General features: G+C 61.1%; 15 protein-coding genes and 1 pseudogene. 4 read left to right on the forward strand and 12 right to left on the reverse strand.

Translation table 11 applies throughout. The features are described from left to right. Window positions 1-30 precede the first annotated feature (30 nt). Window positions 31-1,389, forward strand: coding sequence for a glutathione-disulfide reductase (gene gorA, locus BFC21_RS05745; RefSeq protein WP_088377395.1), 1,359 nt, complete (start codon window positions 31-33; stop codon window positions 1,387-1,389). Between the two features lie 742 nt (window positions 1,390-2,131). On the opposite strand, the gene bcsC is transcribed toward gorA, so the two are convergent. The 10 genes and pseudogenes from bcsC to BFC21_RS05805 form a co-directional block, all read right to left on the reverse strand. Beyond that, window positions 2,132-5,662 (reverse strand): cellulose synthase complex outer membrane protein BcsC, encoded by a 3,531-nt coding sequence (gene bcsC / locus BFC21_RS05755; protein ID WP_120265787.1) that lies wholly within the window; start codon window positions 5,660-5,662, stop codon window positions 2,132-2,134. Continuing rightward, on the reverse strand, window positions 5,650-6,762 hold the full coding sequence (gene bcsZ / locus BFC21_RS05760; protein ID WP_095004931.1) for a cellulose synthase complex periplasmic endoglucanase BcsZ: 1,113 nt from the start codon (window positions 6,760-6,762) through the stop codon (window positions 5,650-5,652). Before bcsZ ends, bcsC begins: the two co-directional genes overlap by 13 nt. Before the next feature lie 4 nt (window positions 6,763-6,766). Continuing rightward, window positions 6,767-9,094, reverse strand: coding sequence for a cellulose biosynthesis cyclic di-GMP-binding regulatory protein BcsB (gene bcsB, locus BFC21_RS05765; RefSeq protein ID WP_095004932.1), 2,328 nt, complete (start codon window positions 9,092-9,094; stop codon window positions 6,767-6,769). Continuing rightward, window positions 9,091-11,691 (reverse strand): UDP-forming cellulose synthase catalytic subunit, encoded by a 2,601-nt coding sequence (bcsA, locus tag BFC21_RS05770; protein ID WP_095004933.1) that lies wholly within the window; start codon window positions 11,689-11,691, stop codon window positions 9,091-9,093. The genes bcsB and bcsA overlap by 4 nt, the downstream gene beginning before the upstream one ends. Continuing rightward, a complete protein-coding gene (gene bcsQ, locus BFC21_RS05775) occupies window positions 11,688-12,410 on the reverse strand; it encodes a cellulose biosynthesis protein BcsQ (protein WP_088377399.1) in 723 nt (240 codons plus the stop codon). The genes bcsA and bcsQ overlap by 4 nt, the downstream gene beginning before the upstream one ends. Beyond that, complete coding sequence (bcsR, locus tag BFC21_RS05780; RefSeq protein WP_020467787.1) at window positions 12,407-12,643, reverse strand: cellulose biosynthesis protein BcsR; 237 nt, start codon at window positions 12,641-12,643, stop codon at window positions 12,407-12,409. Before bcsR ends, bcsQ begins: the two co-directional genes overlap by 4 nt. Further along, the gene (gene bcsG, locus BFC21_RS05785; RefSeq protein WP_095004935.1) at window positions 12,613-14,259 is read right to left on the reverse strand and encodes a cellulose biosynthesis protein BcsG; all 1,647 of its coding nucleotides are present in this window, start codon (window positions 14,257-14,259) and stop codon (window positions 12,613-12,615) included. The genes bcsR and bcsG overlap by 31 nt, the downstream gene beginning before the upstream one ends. Further along, on the reverse strand, window positions 14,246-14,446 hold the full coding sequence (gene bcsF, locus BFC21_RS05790; RefSeq protein ID WP_016780950.1) for a cellulose biosynthesis protein BcsF: 201 nt from the start codon (window positions 14,444-14,446) through the stop codon (window positions 14,246-14,248). The genes bcsG and bcsF overlap by 14 nt, the downstream gene beginning before the upstream one ends. A gap of 222 nt (window positions 14,447-14,668) precedes the next feature. Next, window positions 14,669-15,187 (reverse strand): annotated as a pseudogene (locus BFC21_RS05800) (acyl-CoA dehydrogenase N-terminal domain-containing protein); the annotation flags it as partial. A 144-nt stretch (window positions 15,188-15,331) separates the two neighbouring features. Continuing rightward, the gene (locus tag BFC21_RS05805; protein ID WP_095004961.1) at window positions 15,332-16,954 is read right to left on the reverse strand and encodes an acyl-CoA synthetase; all 1,623 of its coding nucleotides are present in this window, start codon (window positions 16,952-16,954) and stop codon (window positions 15,332-15,334) included. A 179-nt stretch (window positions 16,955-17,133) separates the two neighbouring features. Here BFC21_RS05805 and BFC21_RS05810 point away from each other — a divergent pair, with 179 nt between their 5' ends. Both BFC21_RS05810 and BFC21_RS05815 read left to right on the forward strand, forming a co-directional pair. Then, entirely contained in the window at window positions 17,134-18,939 is a 1,806-nt protein-coding gene (locus BFC21_RS05810) for a PAS domain S-box protein (RefSeq protein WP_120265788.1), read from the forward strand. Between the two features lie 2 nt (window positions 18,940-18,941). Further along, window positions 18,942-19,577, forward strand: a complete 636-nt coding sequence (locus BFC21_RS05815) for a response regulator transcription factor (RefSeq protein WP_088377402.1) — start codon at window positions 18,942-18,944, stop codon at window positions 19,575-19,577. Here BFC21_RS05815 and BFC21_RS05820 read toward each other — a convergent pair. Further along, on the reverse strand, window positions 19,564-20,967 hold the full coding sequence (locus BFC21_RS05820) for a PLP-dependent aminotransferase family protein (RefSeq protein WP_088377403.1): 1,404 nt from the start codon (window positions 20,965-20,967) through the stop codon (window positions 19,564-19,566). The two genes, BFC21_RS05815 and BFC21_RS05820, sit on opposite strands and share 14 nt — an antisense overlap. A gap of 129 nt (window positions 20,968-21,096) precedes the next feature. Between BFC21_RS05820 and BFC21_RS05825 the strand changes: the two genes are divergently transcribed. Next, entirely contained in the window at window positions 21,097-21,735 is a 639-nt protein-coding gene (locus BFC21_RS05825) for a LysE family translocator (protein ID WP_088377404.1), read from the forward strand. 21 nt (window positions 21,736-21,756) lie between these two features. On the opposite strand, the gene BFC21_RS05830 is transcribed toward BFC21_RS05825, so the two are convergent. After that, window positions 21,757-22,233: a hemerythrin domain-containing protein gene (locus BFC21_RS05830; protein ID WP_088377405.1), complete on the reverse strand. Its 477-nt coding sequence runs from the start codon at window positions 22,231-22,233 to the stop codon at window positions 21,757-21,759. Between the last annotated feature and the right edge of the window lie 256 nt (window positions 22,234-22,489).

The following is a 22,489-nucleotide window of genomic DNA, read 5'->3' on the forward strand; positions in this document are numbered from 1 at the left end:
TTATGCTGATGGCCTGCTTAGGAGAGTGAAATGGCCTACGAATTTGATCTGTTTGTAATTGGTGCGGGTTCCGGTGGGGTGCGTGCTGCACGTTTTGCCGCAGGTTTCGGTGCAAAAGTCGCTGTAGCAGAAAGCCGCTATCTGGGCGGTACCTGCGTCAACGTGGGGTGTGTACCCAAAAAACTGCTGGTTTACGGCGCACACTTTGCCGAAGACTTCGAACAGGCTTCGGGTTTTGGCTGGAGCCTGGGGGAGGCCGATTTCGACTGGGCGACCCTGATTGCCAACAAGGACCGCGAGATCAACCGTCTCAACGGTATTTATCGCAACCTGCTGGTCAATAGCGGCGTCAGCCTGATCGAGGGCCACGCGAAAATTACCGGCCCCCATGAAGTTGAAATCAACGGTCAGCGCCATACTGCCAACCATATCCTGATCGCGACTGGCGGCTGGCCGCAGATCCCGGACATTCCGGGCCATGAACACGCCATCAGCTCCAACGAGGCGTTTTTCCTCAAGGAACTTCCAAAGCGTGTGCTGGTGGTGGGCGGTGGCTATATTGCCGTCGAATTCGCGGGGATTTTCCACGGTCTGGGTGCGAAAACATCCTTGCTGTATCGCGGCGAGATGTTCCTGCGCGGCTTCGACGGTGCGGTGCGCAAGCATTTGCATGAAGAGCTGGTCAAGCGCGGCATGGACGTACAATTCAACGCCGATATCGAGCGGATCGACAAGCAGGCCGATGGCAGCCTCAAGGCCACGCTCAAGGACGGCCGCGAGCTGATCACCGATTGTGTGTTCTACGCCACGGGCCGCCGGCCGATGCTCGACAACCTGGGCCTGGAAAACACTGCAGTCAAACTCGACAAGCGCGGTTTTGTCGAAGTGGATGATTTGTACCAGAGCGCCGAGCCATCGATCCTGGCCATTGGCGATGTGATTGGTCGCGTGCAACTGACGCCGGTGGCACTGGCTGAAGGTATGGCTGTGGCGCGCCGTCTGTTCAAGCCCGAGCAATATCGCCCGGTGGATTACCGGATGATCCCGACGGCAGTGTTCAGCCTGCCGAACATCGGCACCGTGGGCCTGAGTGAAGAACAGGCGGTTGAAGCCGGGCACAAGGTGCAGATTTTCGAAAGCAGCTTCCGGCCGATGAAACTGACACTCACCGAGTGCCAGGAGCGTACGCTGATGAAGCTGGTGGTGGATGCCGACACCGACAAGGTGCTGGGTTGCCATATGGTCGGCCCGGAGGCGGGGGAGATCGTGCAGGGGCTGGCGATTGCCTTGAAGGCCGGGGCGACCAAACAGCACTTCGACGAAACCATCGGGGTACACCCGACGGCAGCCGAAGAATTCGTGACCATGCGCACACCGGTCAAACGCTGATTTTCACTGTGGGAGCGGGCTTGCTCGCGATACAGGCGGCGCGGTCTATCGATAAAACCGCGTCGATCCAATCGCGGGCAAGCCCGCTCCCACACCATCGGGGTACACCCGACGGCAGCCGAAGAGTTCGTGACCATGCGCACACCGGTCAAACGCTGATTATTCACTGTGGGAGCGGGCTTGCTCGCGATACAGGCAGCGCGGTCTATCGGTAAAACCGCGTCGATCCAATCGCGGGCAAGCCCGCTCCCACACCATCGGGGTACACCCGACGGCAGCCGAAGAATTCGTGACCATGCGCACGCCGGTCAAACGCTGATTTTTTCACTGTGGGAGCGGGCTTGCTCGCGATACAGGCGGCGCGGTCTATCGGTTAAACCGCGCCAATCCAATCGCGGGCAAGCCCGCTCCCACACCATCGGGGTACACCCGACGGCAGCCGAAGAATTCGTGACCATGCGCACGCCGGTCAAACGCTGATTATTCACTGTGGGAGCGGGCTTGCTCGCGATACAGGCGGCGCGGTCTATCGGTAAAACCGCGTCGATCCAATCGCGGGCAAGCCCGCTCCCACACCATTGGGGTACACCCGACGGCTGCCGAAGAGTTCGTGACCATGCGCGCACCGGTCAAACGCTGATTGGCACTGTGGGAGCGGGCTTGCTCGCGATGCAGGCGGCGCGGTCTATCGATAAAACCGCGTCGATCCAATCACGGGCAAGCCCGCTCCCACAGTTAACGACTACCTGAAGTCCGCATACGGGATCAAAGGCTGCACCGGCATCGGCAAGTTGCCTTGCCATACATCAAAGGTGTAGCGCAGGTACAGCATTGCCCGGCTCGGTGCGTAGCTGTCACTGTGCTGATAGAGCAAACCGCCCCCCAGTACCAGATGATCCGACAACCTGCGCTCCACCAGCCCTTGCAGACGGTAACCAATGCCCGTGCTGCTGCCGCTGGACGACTGCCCAAGGCCGTCAGCCAGTTTGAAACCCTGTTCATCCAGCCCCTGGATCAGTTTGTCGTTCAACCCGCTAAGCGGGTAGAGGTCGTGGGCGTCGGTCTTGGCATACGACCAGCTCACCGAACTTTCCAGTGACACCGACCAGTTGGCAGTCCGGAACGCATAATTGAGCGGTACACCAATCGAGTAATACTTCTGCGGGCTGTAGTAACCGCCCTGGCCCAGGGTGTATTCGCTCGAATCGTGGTCGTAGCCCCAGTACATCAGCGTCAGGCCGGTGCGCATGCGCTCATCGGCACGTTCCACCAAACGGTAGTAGTAACCGGCCATTGCCGTGCTCTTGTGGTTGTTTTCCACGTTCTTGCCGCGCAACCAGTGCTGGCCCAGACTGGCCCACACACCGTCCACGCCACCTTCGTCGTGGCTCAGGCTCAGGGTCACGCCGTTGGAAGTGACGCCGCCCCAGGTGATGCCGGTATTGGGGTCGGTGGCACCGGCATAGGACAGGATCGAGTTGCTCAAGGGCCGACGCGAACCGGTCAGGGTCCAGCCCAGCGAGCCGATTTTGCTGCTGTAGGCCACGCCACCCAGCCAGTTGGGCACTTTGAAGTTGTCCGGGGTGCGGCCGATATCGACGTTCCAGACTTCATTCTTCCAACCCGCGGCCATCATGGTGCCATTGGCGGATTGGGAGCTGTCGGCGCAACCCGAGAAGTCCGGCCCGTCGGTGCCCTTGCGGTTGTATTTGACGTTGCAGGTGCCGTAGTTCTCGCGCACCTGACCATCGGAGTCAGCCTTGAACTTGCCCGCATCCATATTCAGCTGTTCTGCGCGCAGAAACCCGGTGCCATCGGCCACCGGCAAATCCAGTTGCAGAATGGTGGTGCGGGTATCGGTGTCCGACGTGCCGGCCGAAGCGTTGTCCGAACGCCAGCCATAGTCGGTATACAGATGCAGGGTCGGGGTTTGCCGCTGGTAAAGCTCGTCTACATCGCTGCGCAGACTGCGGGCCAGCCACTGGTCATCGTCTTTTTCGCGACTGGCCAGGGTCATGGCACGGTTGTCCCGGGGGTTGGCCTGCCCAGGTTCGATCAGGCCGGCGGCAGCCATGCTTTTGGCGTAGTAATCCAGCGCTTGTTGCGGGTCCTTGGCGGCATTGAGCCGCGCGGCATCGCGGTACATCAGCGGGTCAACCTGGGGTGACTGCAGCAGCTGAGCATAGATGGCCTGAGCTTTGTCGGGCTCGCCTACGCCAGCCCAGGCATTGGCCACGCGCCGTTGCTGGGACGGGGTCAACGGCGTGCCGGCGGCAGGGCTGAACTGCACCAGTTGCTGACGCGCAGCAGGCAACTGCTTGCTGGCAATCAGGGTTTCGATCTGCCCCAGTTGCGCCTCGGTATTGCCCGGGTCTTTTTTCAGCACCTGGCTGTACAGGCTTTGCGCCTGAACATAGTCACCGCGCTCCTGGGCCCAGCCGGCAATGGTCATCTGGTCGTCGGGGCTGTTGTCCTGCATTAGCAAGGCAATGGCCTGGGGTTCCTGGCCCGCGGCACGCAGGCTTTCGGCACGGGCCACCAGGACGTTGCGCTGCAGGCGGGCGTCCAGTTCATGCATGGAGGCGGTCCATTGCGCCCGGGGTAATTGCGCCATCACGTTGAGGGCGCTGGCGTCGCGGTCGCTGGAGGACAGGTAGAGGGCGTAGGCATACACCGCTTCGGGGTTTTTCCCCTGGCGGGCCATCAGTTGCTTGAAGCTGTCGTCGGCCGTTGCGGGCTGGTTGATCTGGCGCTGGGCGTTGGCCAAGCGGTAGGTCACCCAGGGTTCGTCGGGGCTCAGGTTGCGAATCTTGCCAAGCAAGGCCACTACTTGCGGCCAGTCCTTGCGCTCGGTCGCGGCGTCGGCTTGCTTGTTCAGGTCGTCCAGTTCCATGCTCTGGCGCAGCCCGGCGAATTCCTTCTGGCTGGAGGCGGGCAGGCTGGCGAGAAATGCCTTGGCCTTCTGCGGGTCTTGCGCGCTGTACAAGCGCACCAGGCCACGCACGACACTGCCATTGTTCGGCTCCAGGCGCCGGGCCTGCAACAGCAGGGCTTCGGCCTGGATATCGTCGTGTTCGGCGCGAGCGACACCGGCCAGGCCGATCAGCGGGTCGGCATCGCCAGGCTTGGCCTTGCGGGCCTGGGCAAAAGCGTTGCGCGCCGCCGTCAGGTTGTTCTGCTCCAGGGCCTTGTCACCCTGGCTGAGCAGCATGCGGTAGCGGCTGGCGTCCATCAGGTCTTGCCACTTGCTGATGTTGGAGGTGTCCTGCTCCTTGGCGCGTGCCGTGGTGAAGTTGGCGTTGGCTTCGGCATAGCGGCTCTGGCGGAACTGGGCCATGCCCAGGGCACCGTAGAGGGTCGGGTCGTCGGGGTATTGCTTGAGGGCGCGGCGCAATTGCACCTCGGCCGCCGCCGGGTTGCGCGACTGATCGATCATCTGCTTGCCCTGGGCACCGGCGGTCCACGCCGGGTCATTGAGCAACTGCTCCTGCTTTTTCAGGTTCTGGTTGGCCTGGGCGATCAGTGGCGAGTTCGGGTAGCGGTCAATAAAGCCCTTCCAGGCCTGCGCCGAGCTGCGTTCCACCGGCAGGGTGTTGAGGTAGGTGAACTCACGCTCGGCTGCCTGGTTGCTGGCGACCGGGTCTTTGGCCAGTTGCTGCAGGACGACCAGGGCTTCGGGCGCCCGGTCTTCGCGAAACAGCAGGTCGGCCAGGGTTTGACGCAGGCCGGGGTTGCCCGGGTACTGCTTGTCGAGGGTACGCAATTGCTCGATAACCTGCGGCCGCTGGCCCTGGATATTGCTGCGAATACGCAGGTATTCCAGTGCCGTGGCGAAATCCGGCGGGGCATTGCCAAACAGGCGCTCGAAGATCGCGGCGGCTTCTTCAGGGCGGCCGGCAGCGGCAAACAGGCGCGCCTGTTGCAGGTCTTTCTGGCTTTGCGGGTCCTGCAGCTTCATCAGGCTCTGGGCCTGACGCAATGCAGCCGAATCCGGGGCGACACTTTGCAGCTGGGCCAGGCGCTGCTTGGCCAGCTCGGGGTTTTTCTCCAGCAAGGCCTGGCGTATGGACGCCACCAGCGCTTGCGGGTTGTTGGGTGAGATCAATTGCAGGCGTGCCAGCGAGTCACGCACCAGATCTTCGCGGTACATGGCCTCGCCAATGCGCACCTGCTCCAGTAGCCATTGTTGCTGTTCCTGCACCGTGGTCGGTTGTGCAATGGCTGCAGTGGACAATCCACCGAGCAGGAACGCCCATGTTGTTATTTTTGGCATGTTTTGATCCACGAAGGTAAAAGCTGTCCATCCTTGTCAAAGCGATAGCGTTGTTCATCCCAGCCCTGGCCAAACAGCAGCAGCGACTGGTTGTAATAAGCATCGGCCGCTGGCGGCTGTTGCTCAATCCTGGCTTTTTGTATGGCCAGGGCGGGAGAGTCCAGGCTGGCCAGCAGTGGCAGCAGGGCGGCAGAGAACCCTACCGGCCCCGTGCCGGTGTATTTGCCGGTGACGGCATTGACGCTTTCCGGCACATACCCCAGGGTTTGGGTGAGGCTGGCCATCGGTGCAAAGTGTTGTTGCAGGGTCTGGCGATTGGCCGCGTCCTGGGCCAGCATGCCGACCCACAGGTAGACACGAATGGCATCGTAGTCCCCCAGCGAACCTTCCTTGCTGTCCGCAGCCCAACCGCCAGCGGCTTTCCACACGAGCCAGTCCGGGGCAAAGCCCTTGGGTGAAGTCTCGATCAACATGCGTTGCTGGTTGCTCGCCAGTTCGGCCCAGATCGGTGAAATACGGGCAAAGCGGGCCAGCAGTTGCGGTGGCAAATAACTGGGGTTCAGGCGCCAGCCTTTGGGGCTGTCGAAACCCACGTCACCCGGCAACAGCATCAGGCCCAGCCCGGGCAGTTTGCGCAGGCTTTGCGCAGCGCTGCGCCAGAGCATGTTCTGCCCCAGTGCCACATATTCGGGCCACTGCCACAGCCGCCCGGCTTCGAGCAGGCTGTAGGCGATCCACAGGTCGGCATCGCTGGCATTGTTGCTGTCCAGGATCTGCCACTTGCCGTTTTTCGCCAGGCCCCATTGCCAGGCCGGCAGGTGCGCCTCCAGGCTGCCACCGGCAAGGTTATTGCGGGTCCATTCGAGAATGGTGGCAAAGCTTTTTTTGTCATTGCCCAACAAGGCAAAAAACAACCCGTAACTCTGACCTTCCGAGGTGGTGATCATTTGCGCCGACGAGCCATCGATAATGCGCCCGTCGCTGCTCATCATGGCCTTCTTGTAACTGTCCCAGGCGGGCCAGTTACAGGATTGCGCACTCGCACCCTGGGGCAAAAGCCCCAGGGTGGAGGTGATGGCGAGGACCGCCAGGCGCTTCATGGCCTTAGTCATGCTTGTGCAGACGACGGTTGGCAGCCCAGCTCAGGGCACGCCACAGCAGGAAGGCGCTGAGCAGAACGCTGATCACGGCCAATATGGTGAGCAATACCGGGTGCTCGGACAGTTGGTACCACAGCAGCAGGTACCACGGCAGGTTACCGACAAAGTACTGATCACCGACCAGTTGACTGTACACACCGCTGCTGCGGATCAGGGCCGCAGAACCCGCTACGGCGTCCAGTTTGCCGCTGTCGGACAGGACTTCTCGCAGCAGGTTGTAGTCCGCATCATCATTGGCCAGCAGGGCGACGACGCTGCGCTGGTTATGGGTGGGCGACTGCATGCCCAAAATAGCGGCAATCGGCGCCTGGGCGGTGACTTCCACTTTGTTGGCTGGCACGTTGCGCGCATCGGTTGACGGCGTGCGGCGGTTGTTGGCGTCGATCCCGCTGGTGCCATGAGGTTGAACCAGCATGTCGCGCTGACGTTGCAGCAGCACGCTCAGGTCAGGGTTGTCGCGCAGGTCAGGCGCCATTTGCCCCAGCACCAGCAGGTCGGCATCGGCCTTGGAGGCTGCTTGCCAGTCATCGGTCAGGCGCAGGCCAAAAGCCGGGTAGCCGGAACGTGCAGAAATGCTGGCCACGGTTTCCAGCAGGGTGCTGATTTGGGTTGGCGTGGTGTCTTTGGGGACGACCACGATGGATTCCGACATGTCGGCCATGCGGCTGAACGGGAAACCACTGCGGGCAAAGGCCTTGAGGTCGGGCATGCTGATGTAGTGGTAGTAGCCGGACATATCGATGGTGGAGTCTTCATCAATAATTGCCTGGGTGTTGGCCGGCAGGATGGTCTGGCAGCGATCTTTCTGCGAGCTGCCCATCGTGCTGGCAAAGTTGAAGTCAAAGCGCAGGCGGTTACGGTCGCCAATTTTCAGCGAAGGCACGATCAGCTTGTCGTTGACGTTGGCCGAGTCGTTGGACAGGACCGCCAGGCGCAGTTCTTCCAGGTTGCTGGTGTCTTTGCGCAGCAACGGCAGGCTGGTGAGGAACTGGTCGTTGAGGCTGATATTCAGGCGCGAATCATCATTGGCCGACGGTGCGGTGTAGCGGTACTGGGTGCGCAGCGGGATGCCCTGGTTGCGCCAGACAAACAGGTCAGGCGGCAGGTTGACGTCCAGGGTGATGGCGCGTGGCACCAGCCCGCTGACTTGCAGCTGTTGCGGGTAACTGACCAGTTCGGCAAAACGAACCGGGCGGTCGGTACGCATCCAGGCCGGTGCATCGTAGGGTTTGCGTGGCTGCAGCTCCTGGACCTTGTCGATGGTCACGCGCGAACCGCGCAGCAGGTTGCCGCCCAGGGCCAGGGCCTTGGCGGCCGTGGCCAGGTCGTCTTCGTTGCGGCCCATAACCAGCAGGATTTTGCTGTAAGGCGCATCCGGGTGGTTGATCATCTCCACCACCGGCGCCGTTACGGCCGGGAATTTCTCCAGGTCGCTCATGAACGCAGGGCGATGATCGTTGGTGGCAAATACCACGGTGGGCTGCACGGCGTCCTTGTTCTGCACGCTGGGCAGGCTATCGAACACGACCGGGAAATTAGCCCCGCGCCAGTTGGACTGGCTACCGAAGTAGGAGGCCAGGATCGCAGCGGCTTTTTGCTCGCCCAGGGTCGGGTTGGCAGCGAAGACAAACGGCAGTTCCAGCTTGCCGCTGTTGCGCGGGTCGAAAAACGGCAGCGGGAAAAATGCCAGGTCGTTTTGCAGGCTCAGCGCCTGTTCTTGCAGGGTAATGCTGCTGCCACGGCTGATATTGACCCACAGGGTACTGTTGGCCGGGTCTTCGCAGAATTCGGTGTAATGACCGACAAACTCCAGGCGCACGCGGTTGAAGTCCGAAATCAGTCGCGGATCAAGGGCCATCTTTTGCGTGGTTTTACGCCCCAGCTGGTCTTTTTCGATCGGCAGCACGCCCATCAGCACATCATTGAGGTAGACCCGGATATGGGAGACCGTCGGGATCAGCGAAGGCGAGGGCGTGTATTCCAGTTGCAGGCTGGCGTCGCTGGCAATCCGGTCGCGGCGCATGCCGAATTCCACCTGGTCGGCGCTATTGATACCCAGCAGCAATGAATCGCCGGGGCGCCCCAGTTGCTCGAAGGTATAGGTCACCGGCCAGCTTGGCAGCACCTGATCGGTCTGGGCGAAAGCAGGTTTGGGCAGCGTTTCGGCCACCGGGGAACTCCCCGGTAAAGGCAGGGTGGCCGACATCAGCTGTGAGGCGAAGGTCATCAGCGCAAGGCTGGCGAATAAGGATTTTTTGGTTATACGACTCATGATCTGCTCACTGGCCGGGAAGTAAGAGGGGTGGAGGTGGGCATGCGCGGCAGGAAACTGCCCAGCCACTGAAAGATGTGCAAAAAGGGTTTTGCCAATACGCGGATCCACGCCGGCAGGTATTCATACAAGCGGTAATAGCCCTTGATACCCAGGGCCAGGATTTCCTTGAGGCTCTGGATGGGCTTGTCGGCTTCAAACCCGCTGTTGTGGTCAAGCCAGGCATCGGCGCGGCCAAAGGTGCATTGCACAAAAGCAATCTTTTCGTCAGCCGGCAACTGAGCAAAGCTCAAGCCGATAAAGCGCTCGTTGGCGCGGGTCAGGGTGCCGGTGAACACAAACTCACGGTTGCCACGTTGCAGAATCAGCGACACCGGGCTGCCCACCGGCAGTTGCAGGGCCTGGCTCAGTTGCAGGCCAACGCCACCGTCGGAGTAATCCACCAGTTCGCAGGGGTAGCTGTGCCCGTCAGCCAGCTTCACCGCACCCGGCAAGCGTGCGAGCACGCGGTGGGTGTTGCGCACCTGGCGCACTTCGGCGGCCACGGCCACCGCAGCCCCGATGATCAGCAGGTTGTAGATCACCCACAGCACGCTGACGATCACGGTGAAGATTTCATCCCGGGGGCCATAGAACAGGCGCCAGACGGCAAAGCCCAGGCCGAGCGCGTTCAGCACAGACAAGATCAGGTACGGCTTGGCGGTCTGCCAGTCGAACTGGTTTTCTTCCATCATGCCGCCCTTGGCGGTGACGTTGAACTTGCCCCGCGACGGGCTGAACAAGGCCACCGTGGTGGGCCGGGCGATATACCAGGCCAGTACGGTTTCGTACACCTCGCCCCAGAAGGTCTGGCGATAGGCGCCTTGCATCCGCGAGTTGGTCAGGCTGGCGTGGATCATGTGCGGCAATACGTAGAGCAGGATCATCACGGCCGGGGCGTAGATGATATAGGCATGGAAGAACAGGAAGGCCAGGGGTGCGGTGAGGAACACCAGCCGCGGCAGCCCCACCAGAAAGTGCATCATGGCGTTGGTGTAGCAGATGCGCTGGAAGATCGTCAGGCCCTTGCCCAGCAGCGGGTTGTCGGTGCGGAAAATCTGCACCATGCCCCGCGCCCAGCGGATGCGCTGGCCGATATGCGCCGACAGGCTCTCGGTCGCCAGCCCTGCCGCCTGCGGAATGCGCAGGTAGGCCGAAGTCCAGCCGTTGCGGTGCAGGCGCAAGGCGGTGTGGGCATCTTCGGTCACGGTTTCCACCGCAAAGCCGCCAATCGAGTCAATCGCGGTACGCCGCAAGATGGCGCAAGAGCCGCAGAAGAACGCAGCGTTCCACATGTCGTTGCCGTCCTGGATCAGGCCGTAGAACAGCTCGCCTTCGTTGGGACGGTTACGGAAAGTGCCCAGGTTGCGCTCGAAAGGGTCCGGCGAAAGGAAGTGGTGCGGGGTTTGCACCAGCGCCAGTTTCGGGTCGCGCAAAAACCAGCCAACGGTCAATTGCAGGAAGGAGCGGGCGGGCATGTGGTCGCAGTCAAAAATCGCCACCAGATCGCCGTCGAGCAATTTCAGCGCATGGTTGAGGTTACCGGCCTTGGCGTGACGGTTGTCGGTACGGGCGATGTAGTTGATGCCTACTTCCTCGGCAAACGTCTTGAAGCTTGGGCGGTTGCCGTCGTCGAGCAAATGGATGCGCAGCTTGTCTTTCGGCCAGTCGATGCCCAGCGCCGCATACACCGTGCCACGGGTTACGGACAACTCTTCGTTGTAGGTGGGAATCAGCAGGTCGACCACCGGCCATTGATCAGTGTCGGCCGGCAGTTGGGCCGGTTTGCGATTGAGCGGCCATGAGGTTTGCACATACCCCAGCAGCAGGATCAGCCAGGTGTAGGTTTCGGCCACCAACAAGGTCAGGCCGCAAACCAGGTCGAAGGTGTCGTTCCAGTTCAGGGTCGAGGTGTAGCGCCACCACAGATAACGGCACGACACGATGACCGACAACACGATCAGCAACAGGGTCGGGAAGCGCCCCGGCATGCGCCGCACCAGCATCGCCAGCATCCACAGCAACACCACAAATACCAGTTGTGCGAGGAAGCCGAAGGGTTCGGTAATGCACAGCACAATCAGCGCCAGGGCCAGCACGCCCATTGCGATATACAGGCCCTTGCGCAGCGGCCAGTGAATGTTGTCCCACCAGTGTGAGCCTTTGGTCACTTGCGGGCTGAGGGTGGTGGGCAAATGGGCAAAAGTATTGGACAGCAGGTTCCACGGCTTTTGCACGATCATCAGCAGGGCCGACAGCAGGCCCGCGGTGCGCTGACGAAAGCGCTGGCGGCCGATCTGGTTCTGGTTGGGCGTGCGCACCAGCAGCAACCACAGGGTTTGCACCGTGTAGCGCAGCGGGTCACCAATGGTCGAGGGCTTGTCGGCCAGGTGCGGATACAGGCGCCGATGCTGTGCCCGCAAGGCTTGCCAGCGGGGCGATTCCAGGCGCAGGAACATCCAGCCCAGCGCTTGAATCAAGGCCAGGGTGAAGGCGGTAAAACGGGTGCAGTTCTGCTCACGGCGCAAGCGTGTATAGGGAAACCAGTGCCTGATCATTCAAGCCTCCTGCCGCGCAGCAGGCACCAACTGGCCAGGCTGATGATATCCAGGGCAATCAGGCTGGCAGGCGCATAACGCCCGGCAGGCTCGCTTCTGGCCAGGGCTTCGCCCATCGCTTCATCGGCATGCAGGTTGACGGGTACCAGGGCGTGGGCGTAACGCTGTTGCCAGATCAGCAGCAGATCGCGCTGCAACTGGCTGGCGGCATCGAAGCGATTGACCAGAAACAGCGGGGTCTGCGCCAGCTGCGGCTGCAACAGCACATGGCAGGCCGCGTCCGCGTTGATCACCATCATCGCGAGGCTGCAATGCGGGTTGCTTATATGGCCAGGCAGGCGTTGTGGCACGTCGAAGATAATCCAGTCGAAGCCGTTCGCCAGCGCAGCCTTGCGCTGGGTCCAGAGTTTGGGCTGCTCGATCAGCAGGGCATCGAGGGCAAACACTTCGCTGGGCTTCAATTGCCCATAGGGCAGCACGCACAGGCCTGGTTCTACCACCCAGGCATGTTCGTGCCAGGGTTGCTGGTCCAGGGTCGCCCGTGCCCAGCCTTCGCGGGGGGCAAGGTCCATATTGAAATGCAGGCCCAGGGAGTTCTCCGGGCACATGTCCACCAGCAGCACTTTCTGTCCCAGCGCATGCAGCGCATGGCCCAAGGCCGCCACCGTGGAGCTGGTGCCCACGCCACCGCGAACACCACGCAAACTCATGGCGATCATGGGGTTTGCTCCGGGTCTTTGGCCAGATCCAGGGGCTGCTTGTATTGCGCCTCAAGATAGGCCAGCAACGGCCAGCGCTCGAAGGCCTGCAACAGCTCCATATGTGCCGACACATCGACATATTCCAGGGCGTGCAGCTCCATCATGGATTTAAGCCGGGCAATATCATCGGCCCGCTCTTTGCGCGAAAGGATATCGGCGCTTATTTGAACCGCTGTGGGTAAGGCAGCCATCCGCCGTTCTCCTTGATTCGCACATAGGGTTTGCCGTTGTAATCGAGCACCACGGTCCCTGAGTTTTCCGAGACTTTCGGGGTTTTGGGCAGATCGGTCAGCAGTTTCGACCAGTCCACGGTCTGCCCATTGCTCAGCGCCGGGTCGGCATACAGGCGGGCAATGATCTCTGCCACGGCCAGGTAGCTGCTTGGCTCACTGACATGAATCGGCTGGGTTTGCGCGTTGTCGCCCATATTGATCAGCTTGATACCCACCGGTACATGGGTGATGGAGTCACTGGGGATTTCGCGCATGCCGGCGATCTGCATGCGGTCACCGTGCAATGCTGCGCCGTGTTCGGGCACGATGGCGACCACCACGCGACGGCCACTTTTTTCCAGCTCTTTGAGGAAGGCATTAAGGTCGTCGAGCAGGACCTGCGCCCGGCTTTGGTAGTCGGCCGACTGGGTGCCGCCGTCGGACTGCACCTGGCGGTTACCGTCGTGCAGGCTGGTGGTGTTGTAGAACAGCGCCATATTGGGTGCGTCTTCAGCCATGCGGTGTTGCCACCACTTGCTCAATACATCCCGGTCGCGCCAGATCGGCGAGCCATCAAAACCGACATAGGTGCGTGGCAGCCCGGCGGGTACCACACCCAGGGCAGGAGGCGGCAACTGGCCCTGTTCGCGCACTTCCTGCAGGAAGCCGTCGAATTCGCCGGTGTGGTTGAGCATCAGCTCATTGGCAAAGCCCAGCTTGCGCAAGTCATCGAACAGCAGGCACTGGTCGGCCGGTTGCTTGTACAGCTGCGTATGGGAAGTCTGGCCGCAACTGGCGCGCAGCAAACGAATCGCTGCCGGGCCGCTGTAGGCGGTGGCCGAGTTGAAGTTGTCGAAGATCACGTCCATCTGGCTGAACAATGGATTGTCGCGCAGGCCCACGGCATCCAGGTCATCCCAGGCCATCGAGCAGATATTGATCACCAGCAGATCGAACGGCGGCGGCTTGACGGCCGGCTCCTTGAATTCGACCTTGCGCGTGGATTCGTTGAGGTAGAACTTTTCCAGGTAGCCATTGAGCGTTGCATCGTCCGGCTCGCCCACGCTGGTGGTTTGCCCGCCTGTAGCGCTCTGTGTGCCCGCCAGTTGCGGCTCTGCGGAAGGTGGCAACAACCATTGCACATTGCCCATGCCCAGCCAGGCAAAACCCAGCAGGGTGAGGGTGGTCAGGCGCAGCCACTGGTTAAGGAACAGATAGGCGACAAACAGCAGCAGCAACAGGGCGCACACTTGCCAGTCGATAAAGCGCCCCAGCAGCTCGACGATATAGTCGAACGAAAAGTTCAGCACACCCGGTTGTGCCAGCAGACGGCTGAAGGGCGGGAACCAGGTGTCCTGATACAGCAGGGCCACGGCCACCGGGATGGCAATCAAGGTGCGCAGGCGGCGCAGCGCCGGGCTGGCGATCGGGATCAGCAACACGGCAGCAAATATCAGGTTGGGCAAAATCTGGATATTCAGATGGCCCGTCCAGGCCAGCAAGAACTTGGCCAGGAAATACAGGTTCCAGGCGCCCAGGCCGCTCCAGGATCCGGCAACTTTTTGCGCCGGTGCGTCGGACTTAAACAGACTCATCAGGCGTTCTCTGAGCAGGGCTGGCTGGCATGCGACGGCGAACGCCGCACGATTTCAAATAGCGGGGTGACAGGTACTGCTCGAAATGATTTTTCAAGTACAGGCGCATGCGCTGCCAAAACAGCGTCAGCAGCACGGTCACCACGCAGGTCAATGCAATGACATCGAGTAGTTCAAGGAACGTCATGACTGTGGCTCACTGATAGGCAGGGTGAATCTTTGCGGGTTTAACGGTGCACGTTCGCCCGTGGCCGATACCGCCTGCGTGGCATGGGTCTCGACGGGGATATGCAGGTGTGCCGGTACGGCACCTGCTTTCATAAAGGCGTCAGCCGGCAGATCGGACAAGCCGCTGAGCATGCGCCGCTGGCTGAACATGTCGCGCCAGGGCAGGCGGCACACATTGCCCAGTGCCGGAATGCGCCTCGGTCAAGCACATGGAGCCGGCCCAGCGCCCTTCATACAGGGGCGGCAGGTAGCGGCTTTTAAGCGCTTCGCTGGCATGAGCGTCGATGGCCAGGCAAGCGCCGCTGGTCAGCGCTGAATACAGGGCAAAGCTTGAGTTGGCCGCGTAGAGCATTTCTTCGAATTGCACGGCGAGCATTTTCGGCATGCCCAGCCCGCCGAATTCGGGGTTGCCCGACAGGCCCACCCAGCCACCTTCGATATAGGTGCGGTAGGCCGCCTTGAAACCTTCGGGGGTGCTGACCTTTCCGGCCTGCCACTGCGCACCTTGCTCGTCGCCGCTGCGGTTGAGCGGGGCGATCAATTGGCCGGTGACCTTGGCGGCTTCTTCGAGAATGGCGTCGGCGGTATCGGCATCCACATGGTCGGCCAGGGCTGGCAGCCGGGCCCAGAGTGCCGGGGCTTCGAAGACTTCGTGCAGGACAAAGCGCATATCGCGCAGGGGGGCGTTGAATTCAGGCATTTCAGGAACTCTTCAATCATGTAGTCGCTGACGAGGAACAAAGGCTGCGAGCTCTTAACTTGCAGCGATGCGAATCAAGAGCTCGCAGCCTTCGTTCCTCGTCAGCGACTACGGGTGTAGTTTTAGTCAGGAGTACGGGTGTTGCTATAGGTTTTTGGCCATATCACGCAGCACGAACTTCTGGATCTTGCCCGTGGAGGTCTTGGGCAGCAGGGTAAACACCACCGTACGCGGCACCTTGAATCCGGCCAGGTGATCGCGACAAAAGGCAATGATCTCGGCCTCGCGCACCTGCGGGTGGTCGGCCTTGAGGGTGATAAAGGCACAGGGGGTTTCGCCCCATTTTTCGCAGGGTCGCGCCACCACCGCCGCTTCCATCACGCCAGGGTGGCGATAGAGGACGCCCTCGACCTCAATGGTGGATATGTTTTCGCCACCTGAAATGATGATGTCCTTGAGCCGGTCACGGATCTCGACGTAGCCGTCGGGGTGGCATACGGCAAGGTCACCGGTGTGGAACCAGCCGCCTTCGAAGGCTTCGGCCGTGGCGCTGGGGTTCTTCAGGTAGCCCTTCATTACCGTATTGCCGCGCATGAAAATCTCGCCCATGGTTTCGCCGTCGCGCGGGGTGGGCTGCAGGGTTTTCGGGTCGGCCACCATCACGCCCTCCAGCGTGGGGTAGCGTACGCCCTGGCGGGACTTGATCTGTGCGCGCTCGGCCAGAGGCTGCTCATCCCACTTGGCATGCCAGGCGCAGATGGTCACCGGGCCATAGACCTCGGTCAGGCCATACACATGGGTGACCTTGATGCCCATTTCTTCCACTGCACCAATCACCTTGGCCGGCGGCGCCGCGCCGGCAACCATCGCATGCACCGGGTGGTCGATGGCGGCCTTGGCGGACTCGGGCATATTGACCAGAGCATTGAGCACAATCGGCGCACCGCACAGGTGAGTGACCTGGTGCTCACGAATCAGCGTGAGGATCTTTTGCGGGTCAACCCGGCGCAGGAACACATGCACGCCGGCCAGCGCCGTGATGATCCACGGGTAGCACCAGCCGTTGCAGTGGAACATCGGCAAGGTCCACAGGTACACCGGGTGATTGCCAATGGCCCAGACCATCTGGTTGCCCAGGGAATTGAGGTAAGCGCCGCGATGGTGGTACACCACACCCTTGGGGTTGCCGGTGGTGCCGGAGGTGTAGTTCAGGGCAATGGCCTGCCACTCATCTGCGGGCCATTGCCAGTCATAGTCGGGATCGCCTTCGGCCAACAGCGCTTCATAGTCCAGCAGGCTCACCGGTTGGCCTTCACCGTACTCGGGGTCATCCACATCGATGATCAGCGGCGGGTGATCGAGCATGGCCACGGCGGCATGCACCACGTCATGGAATTCACGGTCGGCAATCAGCACCTTGGCTTCGCCGTGGGCGAGCATAAAGGCGATGGCTTCGGCATCGAGGCGCACATTGAGGGCATTGAGCACCGCACCGATCATGGGTACGGCAAAGTGGGCTTCGAGCATGGCCGGGATATTAGGCAGCATGACCGCGACCGTATCGCCCTGGCCAATCCCGCGTCCGGCCAGGGCACAGGCCAGGCGGCGGCAACGGCTGTAGGTCTGTGCCCAGGTGCGGCGAATGGAGCCATGAATCACGGCAGGGTAATCTGGGTAGACGCTGGCCGTACGTTCAATAAAGCTCAGCGGGGACAGGGCAATATGGTTTACGGCAGTCGGCTCAAGGCCGTGCTCAAAAATCGACATGAAGGTCATTCCGGTGGCTGATTGTTAGCTCTATGGCTGCCTGCTCTGCCGGTGGCGAGCGGGTCAGTTTGATGTCCGGTTTGACTTATAGCCCACTCAGGGTTTGATATGGAAGTAATACCTAAGCACTATAGTAGTTATACTAGATAAAAAAGCGTAGCCAAACGCCAGGATACCCCATGCCGCTCACTCTGCTGCTCCATGATCCCCAGCCAACCGTAGTGCTTGATGCAGAGGCCTTGCCGCTGCAAGCGAACCGGGCATTGACCCGGTTGCTGGAGGGCAGGGCGCTGGCTGATGCCCGCGCATGGCTGCCGGGCAATCTGTATGCGCTGGTGCGCGCCTGCCTGCAACAGGGCAGGGCCATTGAGCAGGTCGAGGCACGGCACGGGCAGCAGATCTGGTTGTGGACCCTGATCCCCGATCCCGTCAACCAACGGGTTATCGCCCGGGGGCGTGAAGCCAGTACCGAGTTGCTGGCCGAGCGCGAGGCCGCCAGGGCGCGGCGCCTGTACCGGTTGATTACCGAGAACACCACGGACCTGATCTCCCGCCATAGCCCTGACGGACGCTTTCTCGATGCTTCCCCGGCATCCTGGACGCTGCTTGGTTATTGGCCCGAAACCCTGCGTGGCACCCTGGCGCAGCGCCTGTTCCACAGCCACGACCTGAAGCTGGCGCTGCGCCAGGCCCGTGATGCTCTGCAACTGGATGGCTATCACACCATGACCTGCCGCATTCGCCATCAGGCGGGGCATTACCTGTGGTTTGAGATCGCCAGCCGGGCCATACGGGAAACCTATACCGGGGCCGTGGTGGAAGTGGTCTGTGTATCGCGGGACATCACCGCGCGCATTCAAGCCGAAGAGAACAAGCGGCGCCTGGCCGAGGTGGTAGAGGCCAACCCAGATCCGGTGTTGTTTATCGACCCGGCGGGCGGGGTGTCGTACCTCAACCCGGCAGCGCGCCGCCTGCTGGGCTTGCGCCCGGCACAGGGCATGCCGGCACTGGCCGGTTTCTTGACCGCCCAGGTGCTGGCCACGCTGGAGGCCAGTGGCTGGCGCAGTGCCGAGGAGCAGGGTATGTGGAGTCACGAAACACGGTTGCTGCCCTTCAATGACGAACCTTCGGTGCCAGTGTCATTGCTGCTGCTGGCCCATCGCTCGACGGCCGGGGAACGGTTTTTTTCGCTGATGGCGCGGGACATGCGCGAACGTGAATTACGCGAAGCTGAGCAGCGCCATCATCAGGACGAGCTGGCACATACCGCACGGTTGGTGACCCTGGGTGAACTGGCCTCCGGGATTGCCCACGAAATCAATCAGCCGCTGGCGGCAGTGGTCAATTATGCCAATGCCAGCCAACGTTACTTGCAAACCCTGGGCAGCAATCCTGCGGCCGTCGAGCGCGTGGCCCAGGGCCTTGAGCGGATCAACCTGCATGCCAATCACGCCGCGCAAGTGATCAAGCGGCTGCGCGGCTTTTTGCGCAAAGGGCGGCGTAACTTGCAAGCGCTGGATATCACCGAGGTGGCACGTCAGGCCGTCAGCCTGTGTGCCTGGGAAGCCCGCGAACGGCATGTCACCATCGAGCTGCAATTGCCCGGCTCGCTGCCACGGGTCTACGCCGATCGAGTGCTGCTTGAGCAAGTGCTGCTCAACTTGCTGCGTAATGCTATAGACGCCAATAACGAACAACTGCCGGGCCAGCCTTCGCGGATCATCCTGCAGGCGCTGGCCCTTGACGCCGCCACCCTGCAAATCAGCGTGCTGGATCAAGGCCCGGGGGTTAGCGCCGGGCAGCTTGAACACTTGTTCACGCCGTTTTACACCAGCAAGGCCGATGGTTTGGGCTTGGGCTTGTCGATGAGCCGCAGCATCGTCGAAGGCTTCGGCGGTGAACTCGACGCCCGCCCGCAAACCCGCGGCTTGCTGATGTGCTGCTGCCTGCCCGTGATGGCTTCACTCAACCCGACAAGAGAATAACAATGACAACCCCGACCCGCTCTGTGGTGTATGTGGTGGATGACGATCAGGGCATGCTCGATTCGACTGTCTGGCTGCTGGAGTCCGTGGGCCTCAATGCGCTGGCGTTCACCAGCGGGCAGGCCTTTCTGGACGCTTGCGACCCGGCGCTCAGTGCCTGTGTGGTGCTGGATGTGCGCATGCCGGGCATGGGCGGCCTGAATGTGCAGCAGGCGCTGCAAGCACGCGGGGTCAAGATGCCGGTGATCTTTGTCAGCGGGCATGCCGATGTGCCTATCGTAGTGCGGGCCTTCAAGGCGGGGGCTTATGACTTTATCGAAAAGCCCTACAACCAGCAGTTACTGCTCGACAGCGTGCAGCAAGCCCTGAGCGGTGGCAGCACGCAGCACACGGCCAGCCATGAACAGACTGAACTTGACGCTCGCCTGCACAGCCTGACCCCCCGTGAACGTGATGTATTGATGCCCTTGGTCAAGGGTTACACCACCCGGGAAATTGCCCAGTTGCTGGGGGTCAGTGTCAAGACCATCGACCTGTACCGCTCCCGGGTGATGAAACGCATGCAGGCTCAGCACTTGCCTGATCTGGTGGGCATGGCCATTGCTGCCGGGCTGGTTGATCCGCTCAGGTTGCGTTAGCCAGTAGCGCCTCAACGCCCGCCATGACGGCAGGGGTGTCAGTGTGAGCGACGTTGAAACGCATGCAGTTACGCAACCGGGGATCGAGGCCGAACAAGATCCCCGGCGCCAGTACCAGGCCACGGGCAAGTCCCTGCTGCGCCAATGTTTCGGCATCCAGCCCGGCAGGTAATGTGGCCCAGATAAACATGCCGCCGGTATAAGGCACATCCAGGGTGAAGCCCAGGCCCTGCAGCCAGCTCGACACCCGTGCGCCACTGGCCTGCAGGCCTTGCACCACACGCTTGCGATGTTTGTGATAAGTGCCGTCAGTGAGCATCGAACCCACCACCTGTTCGAGCATCTCCGACGTAATCCCGCCACAGATCAGTTTCATCTGGGTCAGCTCGGCGGCCCGCTGCGGCGGTGCCACGACAAAGCTGACGCGCAGGTTGGCACTGAGGGTTTTCGAAAATCCGCTCAGGTAGGTCACTTGCTCAACGCCGGCCAGCGCGACCAGCCGGGGTGGCGGCTCAGGGTGCAAGTCACCGTAGAGATCGTCTTCGATAATCGAGCAGCCATAGCGCTTGGCCAGTTCCAGCAGCCCGTAGGCCTGGCCGGGTGTGAAGGAGTGCCCGGTGGGGTTATGCAGCAGCCCGGTGGTCAGGTAGAGCACGGGGCGGTGCTGGATCAACATTGCTTCCAGGTTATGCAGGTCCAGCCCTTGGGCAGTGCGGGCCAGAGTCACCACGTTGACGCCGTGCAAGGCCAGATTGGCGTGAAAATTGAAGTAACAGGGCGTGTCCAGCAGCACCGTGTCGCCGGGGCGTAAATGCAGGCGTAACAGCATGTCCAGGGCGAGCACGGTATTGGCCGTGGTGATGATCTGTTCGACCCCCACATCCAGGCCCTGGCCCAGGAGCTTTTGCTGCAAGGCCTGACGCAGCGGCAGATAGCCCGCCGGGTCGCCATAGCCGGTCAGGCGCAAGGCCGGCGAGCGACTGAGCTGGCGCAGGTTGGTGCGTAGGGCGCTGTCTTGCAGCCAGTTCTCCGGCAAATGCCCGCTACCGGGTCGCAGGGCCCCGCTGGCACCGGTCAGGGAGCGGCGCAAGACGCTGTTCAAGTCTTGCGGCAACAGGTCCAGGCCGACGGCGCGCCTGGCTGGCGGTGTGGTCGTTGCAACAAAGTAGCCCAGGCCCTGACTGGATGTGATCCTGTCCTGCCCACGCAGACGATCCAGCGCCTCGATAAGGGTGAATTTGCTGACCCCCCAGTGCGCTGTCATCTCACGCGCAGAGGGCAACTTGCTGCCGGGGCCAAGCTGGCCCTGATCGATAGCCTGGCTCAAGGCATTCACAATCTGCTGGACCTTGGACAGGCCGGGTTGGAACACAACGGTAGGTAAGTGCATGCAGGGCCTCGTACTTTACCGGTCATGCTACCAGTAAAGGTCGGTAAAGTTTGCCGGTGCTTGATCTGCCAATAGCCGGCAGGGCCTGCCTAGACTGCGCGACCGCATTGACTGGATTGAACCACCGTAATGGCCACGCAACTGACACTCGCTTCCTTTGTGTATTTTCTGATGTTCTGCGCCACCATGACTTTCAGTCCCGGCCCCATGACCCTGCTGCTCATGGGGTTTGGCATGCAGGAAGGCTTGAAACGGTCAATGCCGGTACAGCTGGGTGCCAGCGCTGCGTATCTGGTATCGATCCTGATTTTTGCCGTGGGTTTTGCCGGGCTGATCCAGGGTAACCCGCAGATCAGTCGCGCCCTGCAGTACATCGGGGTTGCCTACTTGCTGTATCTGGCCTGGCGCCAATGGAACAGCAGCGGGCTGGCGCTGGAGCGTACCGCCACCCTGGACAGCGGTGTGCGGGGGCGCTTTGGCAAAGGCTTGCTCACCGGGTTTTCCAACCCGAAAACCATCGTCATGTTCAGTGCCGTGTTCCCGCAGTTTGCCGGGCAGGGCAGTGCCACCCACACACAGGACTTGCTGATACTGGGGCTGGCCTTTTTGCTGCTGCAGTTCGCCAGCGGTTGCCTGTACTGCTACTTCGGCCAGCGTATTCGCCGGGTGCTGCAAAGCCCGTCGCGACAGGTGTTGTTGCAACGGGCTACAGCCTGCATGTTACTGGGGGTTGCAGTAATGCTGGCGCGAGGTTTTAGCCAGGGCTGACCCTGCCAGGCGCTGGCGCCATCACGCCGCCAGGGGCTTGCTGTTCAGGGACTTCTTGTACTCGGCTTTCATCGCCTCCATCTGTTTGCCCAGTTCCTCGAGCACTGCCTTGCCAAGCAACTTGCGGGCCTGGGGAAACATCTCGGTTTCTTCTTCTTCGATATGGTGCTCGAGCAACTCCTTGACCACCTTTGCCCGTCCGGAGAATTCCAGAGAATCGGGTGCAGTTTTCTTCAGGTCAGGCAATACCAGGGAATCCACCGTACGGTGTTCTTCCTTCGCTTCGTGGTACATGACGGCTTGCTCTTTACCACCGGCTTTCTTGAAGACCGGGTAGAGGATTTCCTCTTCAAGGCGGGTGTGGATAGTAATTTCCATTTCCAGCTTGTTGAGCAGTTCAGTGCGTTTTTTCACGGCCCGCTCGGTGGAATCGCTGAGCTGGCCCAAGATAGCCTTGACGCGCTTGTGGTCTTCCAACAGCAAATCGATGGCATTCATATTCACTCACCTGTCTCTTTCACGGATGGGGATAGGCCTTTTTACATACGACCCTCAGGGATGAACGTTGCATTAGCTGTACCAACTTGAATGAACGATATACATTCAATATAAATCAATCGGTTAGGCTTTAAGGCTGACATTTTTATTCGTGCAGAATGCATGTATGCCATGCCCGGGCCATGCAAATCGCGAGTGGGTGGGCGTTGATGCGCTAAACGCGGAAATCCCCGGCGCATGGGGTATATTGCGAACT

This window comes from Pseudomonas sp. TMW 2.1634 (genome assembly GCF_001703595.1).
Taxonomy (GTDB): Bacteria; Pseudomonadota; Gammaproteobacteria; order Pseudomonadales; family Pseudomonadaceae; genus Aquipseudomonas; species Aquipseudomonas fragi.